The organism is Sanguibacteroides justesenii (assembly GCF_003204205.1).
GTDB lineage: Bacteria > Bacteroidota > Bacteroidia > Bacteroidales > Marinifilaceae > Gabonibacter > Gabonibacter massiliensis.
Genome location: NZ_QJPL01000001.1, coordinates 150,722 through 171,234, shown reverse-complemented (window position 1 = coordinate 171,234; position 20,513 = coordinate 150,722). Strand labels below are relative to the sequence as shown.

17 protein-coding genes are annotated in these 20,513 nt (G+C 42.1%); 7 read left to right on the top strand and 10 right to left on the bottom strand.

Features of this window, described 5'->3' with window-relative positions:
• Nucleotides 1-17 precede the first annotated feature (17 nt).
• From DMB45_RS00755 to DMB45_RS00725, 6 genes are all read right to left on the bottom strand, one after another.
• The gene (locus tag DMB45_RS00755; RefSeq protein ID WP_160289148.1) at nucleotides 18-557 is read right to left on the bottom strand and encodes an RNA polymerase sigma-70 factor; all 540 of its coding nucleotides are present in this window, start codon (nucleotides 555-557) and stop codon (nucleotides 18-20) included.
• Nucleotides 558-740: 183 nt separating this feature from the next.
• Nucleotides 741-941 (bottom strand): hypothetical protein, encoded by a 201-nt coding sequence (locus DMB45_RS00750; protein WP_041503931.1) that lies wholly within the window; start codon nucleotides 939-941, stop codon nucleotides 741-743.
• 401 nt (nucleotides 942-1,342) lie between these two features.
• Nucleotides 1,343-1,564: a DUF2795 domain-containing protein gene (locus DMB45_RS00740; protein WP_009135471.1), complete on the bottom strand. Its 222-nt coding sequence runs from the start codon at nucleotides 1,562-1,564 to the stop codon at nucleotides 1,343-1,345.
• A gap of 156 nt (nucleotides 1,565-1,720) precedes the next feature.
• A complete protein-coding gene (locus DMB45_RS00735) occupies nucleotides 1,721-3,511 on the bottom strand; it encodes a chloride channel protein (RefSeq protein WP_041503933.1) in 1,791 nt (596 codons plus the stop codon).
• A 13-nt stretch (nucleotides 3,512-3,524) separates the two neighbouring features.
• On the bottom strand, nucleotides 3,525-4,646 hold the full coding sequence (locus DMB45_RS00730; protein WP_041503934.1) for a DUF4831 family protein: 1,122 nt from the start codon (nucleotides 4,644-4,646) through the stop codon (nucleotides 3,525-3,527).
• A gap of 55 nt (nucleotides 4,647-4,701) precedes the next feature.
• Nucleotides 4,702-6,225 (bottom strand): NAD(P)H-hydrate dehydratase, encoded by a 1,524-nt coding sequence (locus tag DMB45_RS00725; protein WP_041503935.1) that lies wholly within the window; start codon nucleotides 6,223-6,225, stop codon nucleotides 4,702-4,704.
• A gap of 111 nt (nucleotides 6,226-6,336) precedes the next feature.
• Between DMB45_RS00725 and DMB45_RS00720 the strand changes: the two genes are divergently transcribed.
• From DMB45_RS00720 to DMB45_RS00705, 3 genes are all read left to right on the top strand, one after another.
• Nucleotides 6,337-7,896, top strand: coding sequence for a peptide MFS transporter (locus DMB45_RS00720; protein WP_041503936.1), 1,560 nt, complete (start codon nucleotides 6,337-6,339; stop codon nucleotides 7,894-7,896).
• 94 nt (nucleotides 7,897-7,990) lie between these two features.
• The gene (locus DMB45_RS00715) at nucleotides 7,991-9,730 is read left to right on the top strand and encodes a peptide MFS transporter (RefSeq protein ID WP_041503937.1); all 1,740 of its coding nucleotides are present in this window, start codon (nucleotides 7,991-7,993) and stop codon (nucleotides 9,728-9,730) included.
• A gap of 240 nt (nucleotides 9,731-9,970) precedes the next feature.
• Complete coding sequence (locus tag DMB45_RS00705; protein ID WP_041504982.1) at nucleotides 9,971-10,819, top strand: energy transducer TonB; 849 nt, start codon at nucleotides 9,971-9,973, stop codon at nucleotides 10,817-10,819.
• 64 nt (nucleotides 10,820-10,883) lie between these two features.
• Here the strand turns inward: DMB45_RS00705 and DMB45_RS00700 are convergent, their stop codons facing one another.
• From DMB45_RS00700 to proS, 3 genes are all read right to left on the bottom strand, one after another.
• The gene (locus DMB45_RS00700; RefSeq protein ID WP_041503940.1) at nucleotides 10,884-11,762 is read right to left on the bottom strand and encodes a DUF3078 domain-containing protein; all 879 of its coding nucleotides are present in this window, start codon (nucleotides 11,760-11,762) and stop codon (nucleotides 10,884-10,886) included.
• A gap of 154 nt (nucleotides 11,763-11,916) precedes the next feature.
• Nucleotides 11,917-13,140 (bottom strand): peptidase T, encoded by a 1,224-nt coding sequence (gene pepT, locus DMB45_RS00695; RefSeq protein ID WP_041503941.1) that lies wholly within the window; start codon nucleotides 13,138-13,140, stop codon nucleotides 11,917-11,919.
• Nucleotides 13,141-13,244: 104 nt separating this feature from the next.
• Entirely contained in the window at nucleotides 13,245-14,720 is a 1,476-nt protein-coding gene (gene proS / locus DMB45_RS00690) for a proline--tRNA ligase (protein ID WP_041503942.1), read from the bottom strand.
• A gap of 162 nt (nucleotides 14,721-14,882) precedes the next feature.
• On the opposite strand from proS, the gene DMB45_RS00685 reads away from it, so the two are divergent.
• The 4 genes from DMB45_RS00685 to DMB45_RS00670 all read left to right on the top strand — a co-directional run bounded on the left by DMB45_RS00685 (nucleotide 14,883) and on the right by DMB45_RS00670 (nucleotide 19,568).
• A complete protein-coding gene (locus DMB45_RS00685) occupies nucleotides 14,883-16,037 on the top strand; it encodes a hypothetical protein (RefSeq protein WP_041503943.1) in 1,155 nt (384 codons plus the stop codon).
• An 18-nt stretch (nucleotides 16,038-16,055) separates the two neighbouring features.
• Nucleotides 16,056-17,549: an OmpP1/FadL family transporter gene (locus DMB45_RS00680; protein ID WP_041503944.1), complete on the top strand. Its 1,494-nt coding sequence runs from the start codon at nucleotides 16,056-16,058 to the stop codon at nucleotides 17,547-17,549.
• Between the two features lie 125 nt (nucleotides 17,550-17,674).
• Complete coding sequence (gene miaB / locus DMB45_RS00675; RefSeq protein ID WP_041503945.1) at nucleotides 17,675-19,009, top strand: tRNA (N6-isopentenyl adenosine(37)-C2)-methylthiotransferase MiaB; 1,335 nt, start codon at nucleotides 17,675-17,677, stop codon at nucleotides 19,007-19,009.
• A gap of 10 nt (nucleotides 19,010-19,019) precedes the next feature.
• Nucleotides 19,020-19,568, top strand: coding sequence for an RNA methyltransferase (locus tag DMB45_RS00670; protein ID WP_041503946.1), 549 nt, complete (start codon nucleotides 19,020-19,022; stop codon nucleotides 19,566-19,568).
• Nucleotides 19,569-19,630: 62 nt separating this feature from the next.
• On the opposite strand, the gene folP is transcribed toward DMB45_RS00670, so the two are convergent.
• On the bottom strand, nucleotides 19,631-20,476 hold the full coding sequence (gene folP / locus DMB45_RS00665; protein ID WP_041504097.1) for a dihydropteroate synthase: 846 nt from the start codon (nucleotides 20,474-20,476) through the stop codon (nucleotides 19,631-19,633).
• Nucleotides 20,477-20,513 lie beyond the last annotated feature (37 nt).

Here is a 20,513-nt window from a genome sequence, read left to right as displayed (position 1 = left end):
CTAAAAACGGGTAGGTATTAAACAGCATTTTTTTTGAAAAGAATTAAAAGCAAAAACAATTCCGTATCCGACAATCGATTCCTCAATTCACCGAGTCCTTTGACGATATGCCATTTAACGGTATTTACAGAGATATTCAACTCTTCGCTTACTTCTCTGTACTTTTTCCGTTCAATAAAACATTTCTTAAATACCACGGATGTCTGCGGCGCCAACTGATCTATCGCCGACATCACCTTCTGTATCAACTCCTCGTATCCTCTATAATCCTCCGTTGTTTTTACCGACTCGTAAGAATACCGCAGATAACGTTCTCTACTCTTCTTCCGGCGTAAAAAATCAATACAACGATTGTATACCAAAGTATACAGAAAAGGACGGAGGGTATCGGATAGATCAATTTTGTATAAATTATTCCAAAGGTACTCGTAAGTATCCATAACGATATCTTTAGCCTCCTCCTCGTCACGAACAAAACTTAACGCATGACTATAAAGGCCAACATAATGAGCATTAAATAACGATTCAAACGTCTCTATCCTATTTTTCTTATTCACGATACAAACTTCTTTATCGCAAACAAACATACTTATTTTTTCAATAAATACACGATAACGACAGAAAAATATAACAATAATGGAACATTGAATATCGTGAACTTATAATTAGCAAATAATTTTCGCTTGCGTCATAATCATGGCAATACTTTTCGTGTTGCTTTAATACAAACACCCAAACATTCAAAACGGTATTCTATTGCTGATTACAATGTCGTCGATAGCAAAATAGCTGCTCGGCAGATTTGCAATCTGATTGAACGTCTTGCGGTTTCCGCCTACTTCAAACAAATATTTACCGTCGGCCATGAAATTACTTTGCTCGGACATTGTCAGAGTCGTAACTGCTCCAAATTGATTAACGAAGAATGTTTCACGCATCATCCCTTCCGAGATTTACGAAGAGTGTATACATCCAATCGGCATTATTCAGATAACACTTTTAGAAAAACGAATTTTATTCAAATATTCACCTTTACAGAGATGTTTCTTGTGATCTGCCACCTTTTTGAGTAACTTCCCAATATCAATAAGTTTATTATATATAATTATGGATATCAATGATATATCATTCACATCTTTACTCCTCTTTCTGACGAATCGGATAAACCTCTTTATTCCTCCTATTGTATCGCTCGCGTATTTGTCGTTATCCATGAGAATACGCCAAAATAGAGATTTTAGACAAACAAACTACACCATCAAAGACCATAAAACACCAGTGCGATAAACAATGAAAAATTGCTTATCGCACTGGTATTTAATTACTTAAATCATTATATCAACTAATACTCATCTTCGTTGAAGAAGAAATCATCTTTACTCGGATAATCCGGCCAAATATCCTCGATACTTTCGAATATCTCTTCGTCGTCTTCAATATCCTGAAGATTCTCAATAACTTCCATAGGCGCCCCTGAACGAATGGCATAGTCTATCAACTCATCTTTTGATGCAGGCCAAGGTGCATCTTCCAATTTAGAGGCAAGTTCCAGTGTCCAATACATGATATATCGTTTTAGAGTAAATTCTATATTTTGCCGCGAATATATGTTTTATTTCTAAAAATACAACTCTATTCGCGGAATAAGAAGTTATTTAGAATTAATACAAATAAAATACTCCTTATTCCTAACCAAATAGCACTAAAGTTTCTATTTTCGTTACTCATCATCCGAGAAATGGATCAACACTTTACGATAAGTATTGAATATCTTTGCCTTAGACACGAATCCCAAGTATTTATGATCCTGAATAACAGGCAGATTCCATGCACCCGACTCTTCAAATTTCTTCATCACTTTTTCCATCGAATCTTCTATATCTATAACGACGGAAGGAGCTATCATAAAATCTCGGACATAGGTTTTGGAATACATTTCCTGATTGAACATTATTTTACGGATATCATCCAACAAAACGATTCCCAATAAATGGCCGTCGTTATCCAATACGGGAAAGAGATTACGACTCGATTTGGAAACGATTTTAACCAAATCGCCCAAGGTCGAATCGATCCCGATGGTTTTGAAATCCGTTTCCACCACTTTATTCAATTTCATCAACGTCAGAACGGCCTTGTCTTTATTATGAGTCAACAGATCGCCCTGCATCGCCAACCGACGGGCATAGATCGAGTAAGGCTCCATTCCCCGGCTCGTCAGATAAGCCATAACCGATGTCAACATCAACGGCAGAAGTAACGCGTAACCGCCCGATATTTCAGCGATCAGGAACATGGCTGTCAAGGGGGCATTCATTACTCCGGACATTACCCCGGCCATGCCTGCCAAAACGAAATGACTCTCCGGCACCTCGCGAATACCGCTCAAATTGATCAACATGGCTAACAGGTAACCTGCAACCCCTCCCGTAAACAGACTCGGAGCAAAAACACCGCCGACACCGCCGCTACCATTAGTCAATGCCGTGGCTATAACTTTTATAAACACCATACCGATAACAAAAAGCGGCAGTATCCATATCTTGTCCCTAAAATCGAAGAAATAAGTATTATTCAACAACTTATCCGGCTGCCCTCCCATCATCGTATCCAAAGCTGTATATCCCTCACCGTACAAAGGAGGAAAAATAAAAATAATAACACCCAACAACGCTCCTCCGATAGCCATCTTCTTAAACGGGTGTTTGATCTTATTCAGAAAATGTTCCACCCGGAGATTCATCCGGATAAAATAGACGGAAAGAAGTCCCGTACCTACTCCCAATAACACATAATAAGGAAAATTCCCCATGGCGAACTTATCCGTAATCTGGTAAGAAAACAGAAAACCGTCACCCATAAAAAAGAAAGCGATCACGTAAGAAGTAATAGCCGTAAACATCAAGGGGACGAGCGAAGCCATCGTCAAATCCAACATCAACACCTCCATCGTGAAAACGATGCCGGCAATGGGAGCTTTAAAAATTCCCGCAATGGCTCCCGCCGCACCGCATCCGATCATCAACGTCATGACCTTGTAGTTCATACGGAAGAGACGGGCTAAGTTAGAACCGATGGAAGCTCCCGTTAAAACAATCGTGGCCTCCGTTCCCACCGAACCTCCGAAACCGATGGTGAGCGTACTGGCAATCATCGAAGAATAGTTATTATGAGGTTTAATCATACTATTCCTCCGGGATATGGCATACAAGACCTTAGTTACCCCATGACTGATATCCTCTTTGACAAAATATTTCACGAATAAGGTGGTCAACAATATACCGATAAAAGGATATACAAAAAAAAGGAGACTCCCGCTATCGACCTGCATTCTCTCCGTGAAAAACACATGCGTATAATGTACCATATTTTTCAACAAAACTCCCGCAAGTCCCGTCACAATCCCGACTAATATACTTAATATCACGATAAATTGCTTCTCCTTGATATTACGCACACGCCACATTAAAAATTTTCCAAGAAACCCCTTCTCTCCAGTTGACTCAGCCATATTTCAATTCCTTTTATCGGTTCTTCTTCACGCTTTTTAACGAACCGTACCGGGGATAAAAGTCTATACTTATTCCCTCGTTATTGATCACATCCAAAGGAAATATCTTCGTATACCCTAATTGAGGAATAATACACCGTTCCGTTATCACACTTTTATTGCCGCAAGTTAAAACCAAATCGGCAACGGCCGGAACCCGATAAGTCACCCCAATTACGGGTTTATGTGCAGAATCGTTCTCTTTCGGAGGTAAAATTACATTCTTCACTTCAATCACATAGGGTTCGGCTGATACGTTATTTTTAGCGGTAATACCGCTTGTCTTCGAAAAACGGAAGAGCGTTACCGATTCATCCTCTTTTTGCGGAACATAGACAAACTCTCGTTTCACCCGCTCTTTCACCTTTTTACCCATAAAAAGACTCAGATAATCTTTTTCCAAAGCGTCCAACTCTTTCAATGCTTCCCGAGTAGCAGGTCCGGAGCTACTTACACCGGACAATAAATCCAATCTTTTTTTACGGATATTAAAAATTTCGTCCGTGATCTCCTTTACATAATCCTTCTCCTCTTTCAACACGTACCGTTCAATCGGGTCCCATACCCGACGCATCTCCCCCTCGACCTCTATCATGGAAAAATTAGAATCCAATACCTCTTTTAAAGTAGAACGTACCCCGAAACGAACGTAATCAATCTTCTGCTCCTTATTATCTTTAGGTACGATATAGAACACCTCTTTTTCCGCATCCGCACTATTTTGGCTACCGTTCACCCCGGACAAAAAACCCTCCGGCGTCAAGTTTAAACAAATTCCGGCATACTCTCCCGTGGTTGTCACTGAATAGATATTTTTAGTATCGGGAAGAGCCTGGGGAATAATACGTATATCCTTAAGTTCCCACTCTTCCCCCGCCGCATTTATATCCGGTCCGATCCCCAACTGCTGTTCGGCATACTGACGGAAAGGACCCGGTATTAATTTCACACGCTCCATGGTTACTTCCACTTTAAAGCTTATTTTAGGGAGCATATAACTCACCGAAACCGGGGTGGACAACTCTCTCTTCTTCTGTCCTAAAACCGACAAGGAGAGACATCCGATCAATATCCATATAAAACAAATCTTTTTCATGATCTTTTTCCTAAATTATTTTAAAAAGAATCCTTACACACTCTTTTCCTACCCTTTAAACCAACGTTTCCAATTTTCTCCATGCTTTTCCAAGAAAAGCAATAATATCTCCGGATTTCATACCGCGTACTCCCATCTCCTCTCTCGCCAAATCGCCGGCCATTCCATGAACAAAAACTCCCGTTAATACCGCATCCGGTACAGGCATACCGCTTGCCAACAGTCCTGTAATAATCCCCGTCAAAACATCTCCCGCTCCGCCTTTGGCCATTCCCGGATTACCACTCATGTTAAAATAACATTTCCCCTCCGGTGTAGCTACCACAGAATGAGCACCTTTTAACACAACATATACATTGTATTTTTCTGCAAAAATGCTCAATTTATTTAATCTATCAAAATCATTTTCACTTTTTCCTGCTAATCTTTCAAATTCTTTGGGATGGGGTGTCAAAACCGCACTTTCAGGTAATAATTTCAATAAACGGGCATCAGCGGCAAGTAAATTCAAGGCATCCGCATCCAGTAACATTCTTCCTTTCCAATCTTTCAACAAACGCTCCAACCCGAAAGCTGTTTCCGTCGACGTTCCTATTCCCGGCCCGATACCCACGACCCGGTATTTTGAGCAATCGAAAATACGGGAAAAGCAATTTTCATTCACGTCTTCTTCGATCAAAACCTCCGGTACGGCAAGATGTACTATTTTTTTCAAAGAACGAGGGAGGTGAAGGGTCAGCAAACCCACTCCCGAATGCAAAGCCCCTTCGGCTGCCAGTATCGCAGCTCCCATCATCCCATAAGAGCCGGCTATCAACAAAGCATGCCCCATCTCCCCTTTATGAGTGAACTTTCCGACCTTCGGCAAACGGGCTGCAAGCACATCCGGCGTCAAATAAAAATAAGAGGAAAACAGATCCCGTAATATTTCCGGATGCAAACCTATGTCCAAAACTTCAAAATCTCCCACATAACGATAATTTTCGGGGAACATAAAAGACAATTTGGGAAACTGGAAAGTAAGCGTGTAATCGGCTTCCATTATACTTCCGGTATTTTTCGCGTTATCCTCTCCCAATAAACCGGAAGGAATATCCACCGCAACAACGGGCAAAACGGAGCGATTTATCCTATCTATCACTCCGGCACACCATCCTGTTACCGGACGACTCAATCCGGCTCCGAACAAAGCATCGATCCATATTCCCTCCACGGATTCCGCATCGAAGTCGGAAATCTCCCGAACATCAACACAACTTCCGGAACGAGCCAGATAATCTTCCCGATACTTCTTGCAGTCAGCGGACAAACACGCTCCCGTCCACACGTGATACACCACAACCTCGTACCCTTTTTCCAATAAGATTCCGGCAAGGGCAAAACCGTCTCCCCCATTATTCCCGACTCCTGAAACTATGTTAAAAATAGAATTATTCGGAAAAATTTTCAAAAGCCGACAGGCAATAGCTTCAGCCGCTCTCTTCATTAATAGAGACGAACTTATCGGCTCATGCTCAACGGTATATCTATCAATTTCTTTTAAATCAGATGTTTTAAAAATCTTATTATACTTTTTCATAGGTTCTAAGTTCAAACGTTTTCGTGTTTTAAAGATAAAAAATTATCCTATATTTGCGAGGTTGGAGTGCGAACAAAGTTAAATCATTATTAATTTATAAATATCAAAATCATGTTTAAAAAACACCCCAAAGGACTATTGGCGGCTGCCCTTGCTAATATGGGAGAACGCTTTGGTTTTTACATTATGATGGCAATTCTTACGTTGTTCATCTCTGCAAAATTCGGTCTATCCGAGACCACAACCGGATATGTCTACTCGGCTTTTTATGCTTCTATTTATCTACTGGCATTAGTCGGAGGAGTCATTGCCGATAAAACAAAAAATTATAAAGGTACAATACTTATCGGGTTGGTTCTGATGGCCGTCGGCTATCTGATCATAGCCATACCGACCCCGACTCCCGTTCCAAGTATGGGACTTTATCTAACGATTACCTGCGTTGGACTTTTGGTTATCGCTTTCGGTAACGGTTTATTCAAAGGAAATTTACAGGCTTTAGTCGGTCAGATGTACGACAACAAAGAATATTCCGATAAAAGGGATTCCGGTTTCCAGATATTCTATATGTTTATCAATATCGGAGGATTCTTCGCTCCCTGGATCGCAATCGGCGTCAGAAACTGGTGGTTGAAAGTGAATAACTTCGATTACAATGCCGGCCTACCGGAATTATGCCACCAATACCTCGAACAAGGTAGTTCCATGCCCGCGGAATCTTTAACCCGTTTGACGGAGTATGCCAATACCGCTTACCTGAGCGGTTCCATGTCAGATCTACCCACTTTTGTAAACAGCTACCTGGATGTTTTCAATCGCGGTTTCCAATATGCCTTTATGGCTGCAATCGTGGCCATGTTGATCTCACTGGTGATCTACATCGTCAACAAACAAAAATTCCCGGATCCTGCCAAAAAAGCCGTATCGAACGTCAAAGGCGCTCCCCAAATAAGCAGGGAAGAGATTACCATGAATGCGCAAGAGATCAGACAACGCATATACGCCCTGTTCGCCGTATTCGGCGTCGTTATCTTTTTCTGGCTCTCGTTCCATCAAAACGGTTACTCCCTGACGTATTTCGCCCGCGATTACGTGGATTTGAGCGTCATCGATATCAACTTGGGATTCACCAGAATCAAAGGAGCCGAAATATTCCAATGCGTGAATCCTTTCTTCGTGGTAACCTTAACACCGCTGATCATGTGGTTATTCGGATATTTGAAGAGACAAAGAAGAGAACCTTCCACCCCGATGAAAATCGCTATCGGTATGGGAATCGCGGCACTTGCCTACATTTTCCTAATGATCTTCTCTTTCGTGTTACCGGCAAAAGAGACCTTAAGCACGATGACGGAAGCACAAATCAGTGCCATTCGCGTTACTCCCTGGATCATGGTGGGACTCTATTTCATCCTTACCGTTGCAGAGTTATTCATCTCTCCTCTCGGATTGTCTTTCGTTTCCAAAGTAGCACCTCCGCATTTACAAGGCTTAATGCAAGGTTGTTGGTTAGCGGCCACGGCTGTAGGAAACTCACTGTTATTCATCGGAGGACTCCTTTATACCTCCGTACCCATATGGGCTTGTTGGTTAGTATTTGTTTGTGCAACGGCGGCTTCCATGATTGTCATGCTCTCTATGGTGAAATGGCTTGAAAGAGTCGCAAAATAAATAAAGCATAATATTTCAAAAGCGAGGTGAAAGCCTCGCTTTTTTTATATCTTTGCGACAGCAAACTATAATATTAATTTTAAAATAACGTTGTATGTTAAAAGATCATCCAAGAGGATTATTTGTATTGGCATTTGCTAATATGGGAGAACGCTTCGGTTACTACACCATGTTGGCTATCTTTACATTGTATCTTCAAGCTCGCTATGGTTGGACATCTGCAGCCACAGGACAAGTTTTCGGTGGCTTCCTCGCTGCTGTTTATTTTCTACCCGTATTCGGAGGATTTATCGCCGATAAATATTTAGGCTACGGTAAAACGATTACACTCGGTACAGTCATCATGTTTTTCGGTTATGCTTTACTCGCATTCGGAAGCGGTCTGGCCAGTATGTTCGTATCGTTAGGCCTTATAGCTCTCGGTACCGGATTCTTTAAGGGGAACTTACAAGTTCTGGTGGGTAATCTCTATGATTCGCCCAAATACAGCAAAAACCGGGATTTAGCGTTCAGTATTTTTTACATGTGCATTAACATCGGTGCTTTCTTCGCTCCCAGTATGGCCGAGGCCATCACGAACTCCATCATGGGAAAATCCGGTCTGGAATATTCAGGGAAAATACCGGCATTAGCACATCAGTTAATCGACGGAACCATTAATCAGGCTTCTGCCGGATATACCGAATTGGTTAACTTCGCTGCCTCTCAGGGACAAACCATTAGCAGCTTAGACGGATTAAAGGCTTTTGCTCAAAACTACATCGACGTGCTATGCCAATCCTATAACTACGGTTTCGGTGTGGCTTGTATCAGTTTGATCGTATCATTAGCCATATTTTTAGGCTTCCGTAAATTTTATAAATCTGCTGATGCTACCGAAAAAGAAAAAGCGCAGGGTAAAGGAGCTAAAGACGCTGTTGTCATAGAACTGACCCCCAAACAAACTAAAGAACGTTTGATTGCTTTAGGATTGGTTTTCGCCGTGGTTATTTTCTTCTGGATGTCATTCCACCAGAACGGTTTGACCATGACACTTTTTGCTCGTGATTACACGGTTTCGCATGTAACCGGTTACTCCAGTCTTCTGTTCTCTCTTTACGGTTTAGTACCTATCATATTATTATTCTACGGACTATTCATGGTTATTACCGGAGAGAAAAAAGTGAAACCCATTGGAGGAATTATGTCCGTCGTGTTTATTTTAGTACTCTATTTCGTTTACCAAACCAAATTTGCCGGTGTCGAAACACCGATCACTCCGCAAATCTTCCAGCAATTTAACCCGATGTTCATCATCATATTGACACCCGTGTTCGTGGGCCTGTTCAGCTGGTTAAACAGCAAGAAAAAAGAGCCGTCCGCCCCTCGTAAAATCGGAATCGGTATGATCATCGCGGCATTAGGTTTCTTAGTACTCATGTTCGGTTCGTTCGGATTAACGGCTCCTGCCGATCTACAAGCCAACCCGATGTCGGAAAGCGATATGGTTTCTCCCTACTGGTTGATCAATACATACCTTGTTTTAACTTGTGCCGAGCTGTTTTTAAGCCCGATGGGTATCTCCTTCGTGTCGAAAGTCGCTCCTCCAAAGTACAAAGGTTTAATGCAGGGAGGATGGTTTGCCGCCACTGCTATCGGTAATTACTTAGTAGGTATCATCGGATATTTCTGGGAAAAAGTAAGCTTAGTCGCTCTTTGGGGCATCCTTATCGGTTGTTGTGCCCTCTCTGCGATCTTTATCTTCTCTATCATGGGACGTCTCGAAAAAGTAACCCGCGAATCAGAGGAACAATTAGCCGCTGCCGAGGCCGCTGCCAAACAAAAAGAAAATTAATCTTTTTCCACATAAAATAAAGCGAGGTTTTCCGACCTCGCTTTTTTATTCAAATCCGGAATCGTATTTCCCAAAATGTTAACTATATTTGTAAGATATAGAAAGCGTCCGGCAATTATCCGAAAACAGTTTTTTCGATTGTACTTGGCTTTTATATTTCGAATAGAGAGATTCAATTATTATAACCATGTAAATCATTCGATGGTTTATATGGTTATTATTAAATAAAACAAGACAAATATGGCACGAAGCAACACGTTGTTCAAATGGTTACTAACTACCCCGTTTGTGTTTATAACAAGTTTTACCCATCCTCTTTTTTCACAGGATTTTTCCAAAAACAATCTGTTTTCCTACAAAGAAGTAGACGTCAAACCGTCATTAAAGACCGAGCAAAACATTTCCTTCTCCCAATGGATAGTCAATCAAATTACCCACAGAGAACTATCTTTCCAAGGTAAACCTTCAGAAGGAGCATCCCCGTACAATCTTTTCATATTTAATGATTCTTCAGGGATATATCACAAAATAGAAGTCACATTTACGGTAAAGAGCAACGGAAAAGTAGGCGATATAGATATAGAGAAAACAAATTACCCGCTCCTTGAAGAAGAAGTAGCCAGAGTATTAACCCAATCTCCGAAGTGGAACGCCGGATACCATGACAAACGCAAAGTGGACACCCGTATCAGAACTTCCCTTATCTTCGATTTAAAAGGGAGTCCCGTAAAATTAGATAAAAACCCACTATACTTCAAGAGTATTTCTCGAAACAATCCGGGGAAAGGAGCCACTATTTCCAATTACATTTACGATGTAGCCACCACCCTGCATTCACACAAAAACGACAGTACTCACGGAAAACTCGAGTTGAGTTTTGTCATCGATAAAAACGGGCATTTTACCCTTTTGGAGGAAAAACACGGTTTATCCTCCGCTCTCCGCTTCCCTAACAACGGTTTATCATCTAAAGATACCCGATGGGAACCGGGCAGGCTTGCCAATCGTCCTGTAAGCATAAAAATTGTGACAACTATCGATTTCGATAAAAAAGTTTACGAATACGACTGTTATCTGATTCACGATTAAAAAACGAGACTTTCAGAAGGTCTCGTTTTTTAATCATGAGCTATAATAAACACGCTCCCCGCAATCAAAAACTAAATTGCAAACCGACTCCCAATACCTCCTTAAATTGCAAACGAGGGCCCGCGGTTCCGTCTTTTTGAGCAACCTTCACGTCGTCGTCATACAACATATTGGTAGAAATTGTAGCTGAAATCCATTTATTGACGGTCATATTCAATTGAACCTCCCAACGTACATCCACATTTTGCGGCTTTCTTAAATAATCGGAAAACAACTCCAAACGGGAATATATTTTCATATTCTCCCAAAATTCATAAGTTACCTCAGCCCTTAAATTAGCACCGAATTCCGATAAAAGATGCTTTCCCTCCTTAACACCGAAGGCCCCTTCATCGGACAAACGGGAATCGGCAACAACAGTTCCTCTCCATGAAACCGGAGTCAGCGTGGCCGTAAAATAAGATTTGGGAGTCCACGTCAAACCGGTACCGACCACGATATAAGCAGGAGCCATAAATTTAGAAATAAAACTTGCATCCTCGTCGGAGTAATCATATCCTTTGGCAAATTGGGTGTTAAAATTCAGCAACATACTCCAATACAAAGACTTATACAACTGATAACCATAGGTTGAAGCCAAATAGATTTTATCATTGGTTTTCCTGGCACTTTTCCCATCGTTCTTGGTTAACCCGTATCCCAACTCCAACCGATTTTGCCATAAATTCCGATCTTTTTTATAATCGGCACTATACGTGAGCTGGGCATCGAAAGCTAATGCAGACTCACCTCCGGCGGCCCAATTACTTAAACTGACCTGTGTCATCTTTAGTCCAAAAAAACCGGCATTCTTCCAGGAAGAATCACGAACAGGTCCCTCTGCCGCATGCAAAGATCCTCCTATAAGCAATAGGAAAATCAAAAATACATATCCTTTTACCATTTTCTAATTTTTTATTATTCGTAATTACAAGTATTTATTTTTTTACAAAAGTAATCATTTCCATGTGAAACGAAAAAACAGGACAAACAGTTATGAATAATGTGGAAATTATAGAGATGAATCCCGATAAATTTCCACATCAACCATATCAATTTCAAATTTTTGTACAAAGTTCCGATATCCGAACAAGCAGATTTACCACTTTTATCATGGAGGAAACGGGAATATACTCGTAACGTCCATGCGAATTATGTGCTCCATTGGAAAGATTCGGAGTCGGCAGTCCCATGAAAGACAAGCGTGAACCGTTTGTACCTCCCCGAATAGGGACAATCAAAGGCTTTATTTCCAACTCATTCATGGCCTGTTTGGCAATATCTACAATATAGTGAAGCGGTTCCAGTTTTTCCCGCATATTCGCGTATTGATCTTTTAACTCCAATAAAATCGGTAATTCATATTTCCGGGAGAAATCTCGCACGCCATTCTCTATCACCCCTTTTCTCCACTCAAAATTTTCCCGGTCAAAGTCACGTATCAAAATCTCTACCGTCGTCTCTTCCACTGTCCCTTTTATAGAATAAAGATGGAAAAAGCCCTCGTAGCCCGATGTCAACTCCGGAACTTCCCGTTTGGGCAAACTGGATATGAATTCATAGGCGACTTTCATTGAATTGACCATTTTATTTTTGGCATATCCAGGATGAAAATTCCTTCCTTTAAAAACCAATCTAACCATCGCGGCATTGAAATTTTCATACTCCAACTCACCGACCTCCCCTCCGTCCAAAGTATACGCGAACTTTGCCCCGAATTTCTTCAAATCGAAATGATCGGGCCCCTCGCCGATCTCCTCATCCGGAGTAAAACAGACAGCAATGGTCCCGTGTTTTACTTCCGGGTGTTGAATCAGGTATTCCATCGCCGTTAAAATCTCGGCTATACCGGCTTTATCGTCTGCCCCCAATAATGTGTTTCCATCCGTCACGATCAGATCGCTTCCCACATAATTCATAAGCTCCGGAAAATCATCCGGGGATAAAGTATACCCTTTCTCTTTGCTTAATAAGATATCCACGCCAGTATATTTCTCAATGATCTGCGGTTTCACATGTTTGCCACTCATATCCGGACTCGTATCCATATGGGCAATAAATCCAATAGAAACACTCTCCCTCTCCATATTAGAAGGAACAAATCCCATCACATAGCCATTCTCATCTACCGATACATTCTCCATACCGATCTCCCTCATCTCATCACAAAGAAGATAGGCAAATTCTAATTGCCCCGGTGTGCTGGGATTCAATCCGGTTTCCCGGTCAGACTGGGTATGTATTTTTGCGTATTTAATAAAACGCTCGACAACTGGCAACATATATTCAATTTATGATTCAAAGGTTTTCGATTAAGAGATTCGGTTTTCGCGATAAAAATCGCACGATCACTCATTACCTAATCACAGAATCTTCTCTATTTAAATTAATAAGCTCTTGCAATTAATACTCTACGATGAGAAGGCTTTCCCGTCACCATACATTTTCCCTCTTCTTCTTCAGCATCGAAGGGAATACAACGTATCGTCGCTTTCGTTTCTTCCTTAATGCGGGCCTCCGTTTCTGGAGTTCCATCCCAATGACAAAGGAAAAATCCTCCCTTCTCATCCAAAAGCGTTTTGAACTCCTCGTACGAATCTACCTTCGTGATCATTTTACTCCGGAAATCCAAGGCTTTCTTATACACGTTTTCTTGAATATCATCCAATAACCTGATAATATATTGTTCTATTCCCTCCAAAGGTAGAGTCTCTTTCGTCAGTGTATCGCGACGGGCTACTTCAATGGTACCGTTTTCCAAGTCCCTCTCTCCCATTGCTAAACGCACCGGAACTCCTTTCAGCTCGTAATCGGCAAATTTCCATCCCGGTTTTTGCGTATCACGATCGTCAAATTTCACACTGATACCCAATTGTTGAAGCTTGCCTATTATTCCGTTAACTTTCTCCCTGATCTTTTCAAGGCCCTCCTTTCCCTTGTATATCGGCACAATAACCACCTGCAAAGGAGCTAATCTCGGAGGCAACACCAATCCGTTATCATCCGAATGACACATAATCAAAGCACCCATCAAGCGAGTGGAAACTCCCCACGAAGTAGCCCAAACATACTCCTGCTTACCCTCTTTCGAAGCAAATGTCACATCAAAAGCTTTCGCAAAATTTTGCCCCAGAAAATGAGATGTCCCTGCTTGCAAAGCCTTACCGTCTTGCATCAAGGCTTCGATAGTCAAGGTATCCAAAGCTCCCGCGAAACGTTCCGTTTCGCTCTTATGTCCCATAATTACGGGTACAGCCATCCATTTTTCCGCAAATTCGGCATATACCCGAACCATCTTATCCGCTTCCTCCATGGCTTCCTCTTTCGTCGCGTGGGCCGTATGACCTTCCTGCCACAAAAACTCAGCCGTACGCAAAAACATACGGGTCCTCATCTCCCAACGCATCACGTTAGCCCATTGATTACATAAAATCGGAAGATCCCTGTAGGATTGAATCCAATTCTTATAAGTATTCCATATAATGGTCTCCGAAGTGGGCCGAATAATAAATTCTTCCTCCAATTTCGCATCCGGATCAACGACAATGCCGTTCCCGTCCGGATCGTTCTTTAAACGATAATGAGTTACAACTGCACACTCTTTCGCAAACCCCTCCACATGATCAGCCTCTTTTGAAAAAAAAGACTTGGGAATCAATAATGGGAAATAAGCATTATAATGTCCCGTATCTTTAAACATCTTATCCAATTGTTGCTGCATCTTCTCCCATATGGCATAACCGTAAGGTTTGATCACCATACATCCTCGAACTGCCGAATTTTCCGCCAAACCGGCTTTTACAACCAATTCATTATACCATTGCGAATAATTCTCTTCTCTTGTTGTTAAAAACTTAGCCATCTCATTATTTTTTGATAAAACCGCAGCAAATTTAAACAAAAAAGTAGGAAATCAGATTGGTAATGGTTATTTTTATACCTAATACCGATTTATGCTTTACGAACCATGAAAAGTGTGGTATATTTTTTGATAAGATAAAAGAAACAGGTCAATCTAATAACTATGAAAACAATACTATCTATACTGACATTGGCCGCTTTAGTCAGCGCCTGTTCGACGACACGAGACTTCGCTCGTGTTTCCGAAGACGACATCTATTACGTACCCGGCAAACAATCGCTTTTGGTACAGGAGATAGAAAGAAAAACAGGGAGTACGCTCTCTTTATATCCCGCGGAAGAAAAACATAAATCCAAAGAGATAGATCCGGCCGTACTGGCAAAAGAACAAGCGGAAGCCAATAGCGGAAAAGTAAATCCGAGAGCGAAGGCTATCGGGATGGCTCGCTACGCTACACAAAAACAGGTAGAAGAAGCTCAGGCCCAAAGTACCACCCCTATTCTCATCGACGAAGAGTCCCAGGGATACTGGATAGGAGGCTTCAAAGGAAATCAACGCGATTTGGATGAATGTGTTCGGATCATGAACCGATACCCGGAAGGATTCGCTATTTTCGGCAATGCCCACGAGATCGCCATGAGGCTGTCATTCGATTCGGATTGGAATGTTTATACGGTCAATAATCGCTATTGGTGGTTTCCTTCCAATACCAACATCGAGCTATACTCTAAATTACATTTCGGAACCTACCCGGATTTCATGTGGACCGTCATGTGGAACGATCCGCGCTTCGACCGTTTTGCCATGGACCGATGGAATTCCCGTTGGAATTTCGGTTTCGGTTACTCATCCTGGGGGAACAACTGGGGATGGAACAGCTGGTATAATCCTTGGGGATGGAATCACTCCTCTTACTGGGGATACGGATATTATCCGGGATGGAGGCATGATCCATGGTATTGGCATAATCACTGGAATTACGGTTACTGGCATCCGTATTATCCGGGAGGACGCCCTCATTGGGGGCACACCACCAAACCGAATCTCAAACCGAATTACGCGACGAGAACACATTACACGAACAATCGAAATGCCCGAAGCTATAATACCTACTCCCGCAGTAATCGTTACTCTTCGTACGGCAGAAACAACAACCAGAGTTGGGGATCACGCAATCAAGGCTCTTCCTCGTCTAATTCAGGGCACGATAGCGGTTATTCAAGAAGTAACAGCAACTCCTACGGAAAGAGTTCCACGACAAGAAGCGGAGGCTACACGGGCACGAGAGAACATAAAGAAACCGGACGTAGAAAATAATTTGACAAAAAGCATTATATGAAAGCATTATATTATACCATCGTGTTATTACTCTGCACGTCGGGCCTTAGGGCTCAAACCGAGGCAGACGCTCTGCGATATTCCAGAATATTCCCTTTTGGTAGTGCCAGAGTCACCGCCATGGGAGGAGCATTCGGAGCCTTAGGAGGAGATCTCTCCGTTGCGACGATGAACCCCGGAGGAATCGGAGTTTTCCGTAATTCTGAAATCAGCTTCACCTCTGTTCTCGATTTCACTCACTCCAAATCGGGCAACAGAAATATGGAAAAAAATCCTTATCTCATCGGTAATTTAGGATTTGTTATCGCCTTTCATCCCATACATGAAAAGTGGAAAAACATAAATTTCGCCTTCAACTATACCAATCTGAATAATTTCAACCGAAACATTTACCAGGGAGGAGACATCAATGATAAAAATTCGTTATTGGACGTATGGCTGATGGAAGCAAACGGCAACGACAGAAACTCACTGAACGAATTTACCACCAGTTTAGCCTACGATGCCTATCTGATCAAATTGCAGCCGGAAAGCAAGAACCAATACGAAATTCCCATCGTAGCAGGGGACAGTATGAGGCAATCGAACTACATCCGGGAAAGGGGATTTCAAGGAGAATACGCGCTATCCGTGGGGGCTAATTACGATGACAAACTCTACCTCGGAGCAACCCTTGGTATACAAAACATCCATTACAAGCATTATTCCACCTACACGGAGATCGTCGAGGGGAAAGAGATAGATTCCAAACTCATGTGGTTCGACTTCGTACAGGATTACACGACCAGCGGAGTAGGCATAAACTTCAAAGTCGGGGCAATCTATCGGCCGATCCCCCAACTTCGGTTAGGTCTGGCCATACATACTCCCACCTATTACAGCTTGACAGACAAGGTTACGAATGGGGCTTATTCACAATTCATAGAACCACCGGCAGGAGAAAAAGAGACCCAATGGGGAAATCATGCCAACACCTCTTTCGATTATAATCTGAAAACTCCATGGCGTTTTATCGCAAGCATCGCTACCGTACTCGGCCAGCGGGCTATCCTCAGCGTGGATTACGAATTCGTGGATTACAGCTCGGCTAAATTGAGCGGCGGAGACGGAACGAATTATTACGGCACAGAAGATGTAAACGGCGATTATATACCGGGAGCTAACGATATGATCAAGGAAGTATATCGAAATACCAATAATCTCAGGGCCGGAGCGGAATTCAGAGTTTCCAGCGTATTGAGTTTGCGAGGAGGTTATTCCTACACGGCATCCCCTTATAAAAAAGGAGAATTGAATGAAAAAAATAACGTACAAACCGTTTCCGGTGGTTTGGGACTTAATTTCAACTCTTTATACGTGGATTTAGCCTACATGCGTAAATATTCAAAAGAACAAAGTCTTTTTTATGCTTACAAATCCATAGAATCCCCCGTTATACAAACAAAATACCAGGATAACCAATTCCGGTTAACCGTCGGAGTACGATTCTGAAACAGCAAATCGGTCGAAAATAAAATATCGACCGATTTTTATCAGAATAAACCCTAATTATAACGCTCTTTTTCCTCGGGACTACATCCTTTTTTATTATTTTTGCCCCTCAAACGAAAGAGTAAATGAAAGCAAAAAAATTTTATATCGAGACCTATGGGTGTCAGATGAATGTAGCGGATAGTGAAGTAGTAGCAGCCATACTGGAAAGTAAAGGTCTCCAACATACAAGTGACAGAAACGAAGCCGACGTAATATTAGTAAACACCTGTTCCGTTCGGGAAAACGCGGAACAACGAGTACGGGGTCGCGTACAAGGGTTTTCTGAAATTAAGAAAAAAAATCCGAAAGTACTGGTGGGTATCATGGGTTGTATGGCGGAACGTCTCGGTGAAGCTCTTTTTGAGCAGGAAAAAAATGTAAACATCGTTGTCGGACCGGATGCTTATATGGATCTTCCCCTTTTAATCGAGCAAGCGGAGAAAGGGGAAAAAGCCATTAATATCCATTTATCCGCGACAGAAACCTATAAAGATATCTGTCCTTCCCGGATTGACGAAACAGCCATATCAGGATTCGTATCCATCATGCGCGGATGCAACAACTTCTGTACATACTGTATCGTTCCTTATACCCGCGGCCGCGAAAGAAGCCGAAGTCCGCACAGCATTTTGAATGAAGTGCTTGATTTGCATACCAAAGGATACAAGGAAGTTACCCTATTAGGTCAAAACGTCAATTCATACCTTTGGAAAGGAGAGCGTAACGAAGTTGATTTTCCGACATTATTGGCGAAAGTCGCTACTGCGGTACCCGATATGCGTATCCGCTTCGCCACTTCTCACCCGAAAGACATGAGTGACGAAATTTTACGCGCCATCGCATCTTATGACAATATTTGCAAACACATCCATCTTCCCGTTCAATCAGGAAGCAATGCCGTCCTGAAAAATATGAACCGGAAATACACGAGAGAATGGTACCTCGATCGCATCCGGGCAATCCGTGAGATCATTCCCCAATGCGGGATATCGACGGATGTTTTCGTTGGTTTCCATGATGAAAGTGAAGAGGATTACCGCGAGACTCTTAGCCTTATGCAGGAGGTGGAATTCGATCTTGCCTACATGTTCAAATATTCAGAACGCCCCGGCACTTTGGCATCAAAACATATGCCGGACAACGTGGATGAAGCGACCAAAGGACGTCGTCTACAGGAACTTATCGATATACAGACCCATCTTTCTCTCATCAGTAACCGGAAAGATATAGGAAAAATATTCGAAGTGCTGGTCGAAGGGACTTCCAAGAAGAAGGCAGACGAATTATTCGGACGAAGCAGCCAAAACAAAGTGATCGTATTTCCCGATAACGGAGCTAAAATTGGAGATTTGGTACAGGTCAGGGTAAAAGAATGTACTTCCGCTACCCTTATGGGAGAAATTGTTGAAAACCGCTAAATACAAGCTTATGGAATACCGAAAACGATTAAATGAAGAGTTGAATCGACTCTCTCCGGAAGAATATAAAAAAGCTGAAAAACTTCCTATCGTGGTCGTTTTGGATAATGTACGCAGTTTAAACAATATAGGATCGGTATTCCGAACTTCCGATGCTTTCCGATTGGAAAAGATATATCTTTGCGGCATTACCGCCACCCCTCCCCACCGCGAGATTCATAAAACAGCCTTAGGAGCGGAAGAAAGCGTGGCATGGGAATACTTCGAGGAGACCATAGAAGCGATTCGAAAATTAAAAACGGAAGGTTTTACGATTGTTACCGTAGAGCAAACAGAAAACAGCCTCTCATTGGAAGATTATGCCATTGAAAAAACACGAAAATATGCTTTCATATTCGGGAACGAGGTAAAAGGTGTCCAACAAAATGTGGTAAACCTCTCCGACCTGTGCTTGGAAATTCCTCAATTCGGAACCAAACATTCATTCAACATCTCCGTTTCTGCCGGGATTGTATTATGGGAAGTTATTCATCCCCTATTCAAGGAGTTAAAAAAATAATATTTCACTCTTCAACTCGGGAAACCTGGAATCTTCATTTACGACAAAATACGAAAATCGATCTATTCTATTGATCGAAAATGCATTGCATCAACGATACGAATAGCCTCCACCGCTTCCCGGACATCATGGACACGTAAGATGTTCGCTCCCTTTAAAAGAGATACGGTATTCAATACAGTCGTTCCGTTCAAAGCTTCCTGGGGAGTAACGTCCAATAGGCGACATATCATAGACTTACGGGAAACACCCACCAACAAGGGATACCCCAACTCCAAAAAGATCTCCATCTTATCCATCAATTGATAGTTGTGAGCTACCGTTTTTCCGAAACCAAATCCCTGATCCACTATAATCTTGTCAAATCCCAAATCATTCAATCGCTTAATTCGCTCGGCCAGAAAATCATAAACCTCCCGAACGACATCCTCATAATGGGGATTTTTTTGCATGTCTTGAGGCGTTCCCTGAATATGCATTAAAACATAAGGTACATTCATCTCCGCTATCGTCTCAAACATACGATCATCCATCGTACCTCCGGAAATATCATTCACGATGACCGGCCCAAGGCAATGAAAGATCTCTTTAGCCACATTCGCCCGAAAAGTATCAATAGAAACAGGAAGTTCCGGATGATACTTACGAATCAGTTCTACGGCAAAACTCAATCGTGACAACTCTTCCTTCTCATCCACGAAAGCAGCTCCCGGACGAGTGGAATAAGCTCCCACATCAATAATCGACGCTCCCTCCTCCACAATCGTATTTATCCGCTCGATCATCCGTACTTCGCTAAGGTATTTTCCTCCGTCATAAAAAGAATCGGGAGTTACGTTCAAAATCCCCATTACCACAGGTTCTGCCAAATTCAACTTCCGATCGCCGATTTCAATTAATTTTTTCATACTCATGCTAATTTTCAGCTTTCCGTTTTCAACTTTC

What these genes read in the sequence shown, in the direction of transcription:
- DMB45_RS00750 (WP_041503931.1), bottom strand. Translation starts at nt 941, where the DNA reads ATGATGCGTGAAACATTCTTCGTTAATCAATTTGGAGCAGTTACGACT.
- DMB45_RS00740 (WP_009135471.1), bottom strand. Translation starts at nt 1,564, where the DNA reads ATGTATTGGACACTGGAACTTGCCTCTAAATTGGAAGATGCACCTTGG.
- DMB45_RS00735 (WP_041503933.1), bottom strand. Translation starts at nt 3,511, where the DNA reads ATGGCTGAGTCAACTGGAGAGAAGGGGTTTCTTGGAAAATTTTTAATG.
- DMB45_RS00730 (WP_041503934.1), bottom strand. Translation starts at nt 4,646, where the DNA reads ATGAAAAAGATTTGTTTTATATGGATATTGATCGGATGTCTCTCCTTG.
- DMB45_RS00725 (WP_041503935.1), bottom strand. Translation starts at nt 6,225, where the DNA reads ATGAAAAAGTATAATAAGATTTTTAAAACATCTGATTTAAAAGAAATT.
- DMB45_RS00720 (WP_041503936.1), top strand. Translation starts at nt 6,337, where the DNA reads ATGTTTAAAAAACACCCCAAAGGACTATTGGCGGCTGCCCTTGCTAAT.
- DMB45_RS00715 (WP_041503937.1), top strand. Translation starts at nt 7,991, where the DNA reads ATGTTAAAAGATCATCCAAGAGGATTATTTGTATTGGCATTTGCTAAT.
- DMB45_RS00705 (WP_041504982.1), top strand. Translation starts at nt 9,971, where the DNA reads ATGGCACGAAGCAACACGTTGTTCAAATGGTTACTAACTACCCCGTTT.
- DMB45_RS00700 (WP_041503940.1), bottom strand. Translation starts at nt 11,762, where the DNA reads ATGGTAAAAGGATATGTATTTTTGATTTTCCTATTGCTTATAGGAGGA.
- pepT (WP_041503941.1), bottom strand. Translation starts at nt 13,140, where the DNA reads ATGTTGCCAGTTGTCGAGCGTTTTATTAAATACGCAAAAATACATACC.
- proS (WP_041503942.1), bottom strand. Translation starts at nt 14,720, where the DNA reads ATGGCTAAGTTTTTAACAACAAGAGAAGAGAATTATTCGCAATGGTAT.
- DMB45_RS00685 (WP_041503943.1), top strand. Translation starts at nt 14,883, where the DNA reads ATGAAAACAATACTATCTATACTGACATTGGCCGCTTTAGTCAGCGCC.
- DMB45_RS00680 (WP_041503944.1), top strand. Translation starts at nt 16,056, where the DNA reads ATGAAAGCATTATATTATACCATCGTGTTATTACTCTGCACGTCGGGC.
- miaB (WP_041503945.1), top strand. Translation starts at nt 17,675, where the DNA reads ATGAAAGCAAAAAAATTTTATATCGAGACCTATGGGTGTCAGATGAAT.
- DMB45_RS00670 (WP_041503946.1), top strand. Translation starts at nt 19,020, where the DNA reads ATGGAATACCGAAAACGATTAAATGAAGAGTTGAATCGACTCTCTCCG.
- folP (WP_041504097.1), bottom strand. Translation starts at nt 20,476, where the DNA reads ATGAAAAAATTAATTGAAATCGGCGATCGGAAGTTGAATTTGGCAGAA.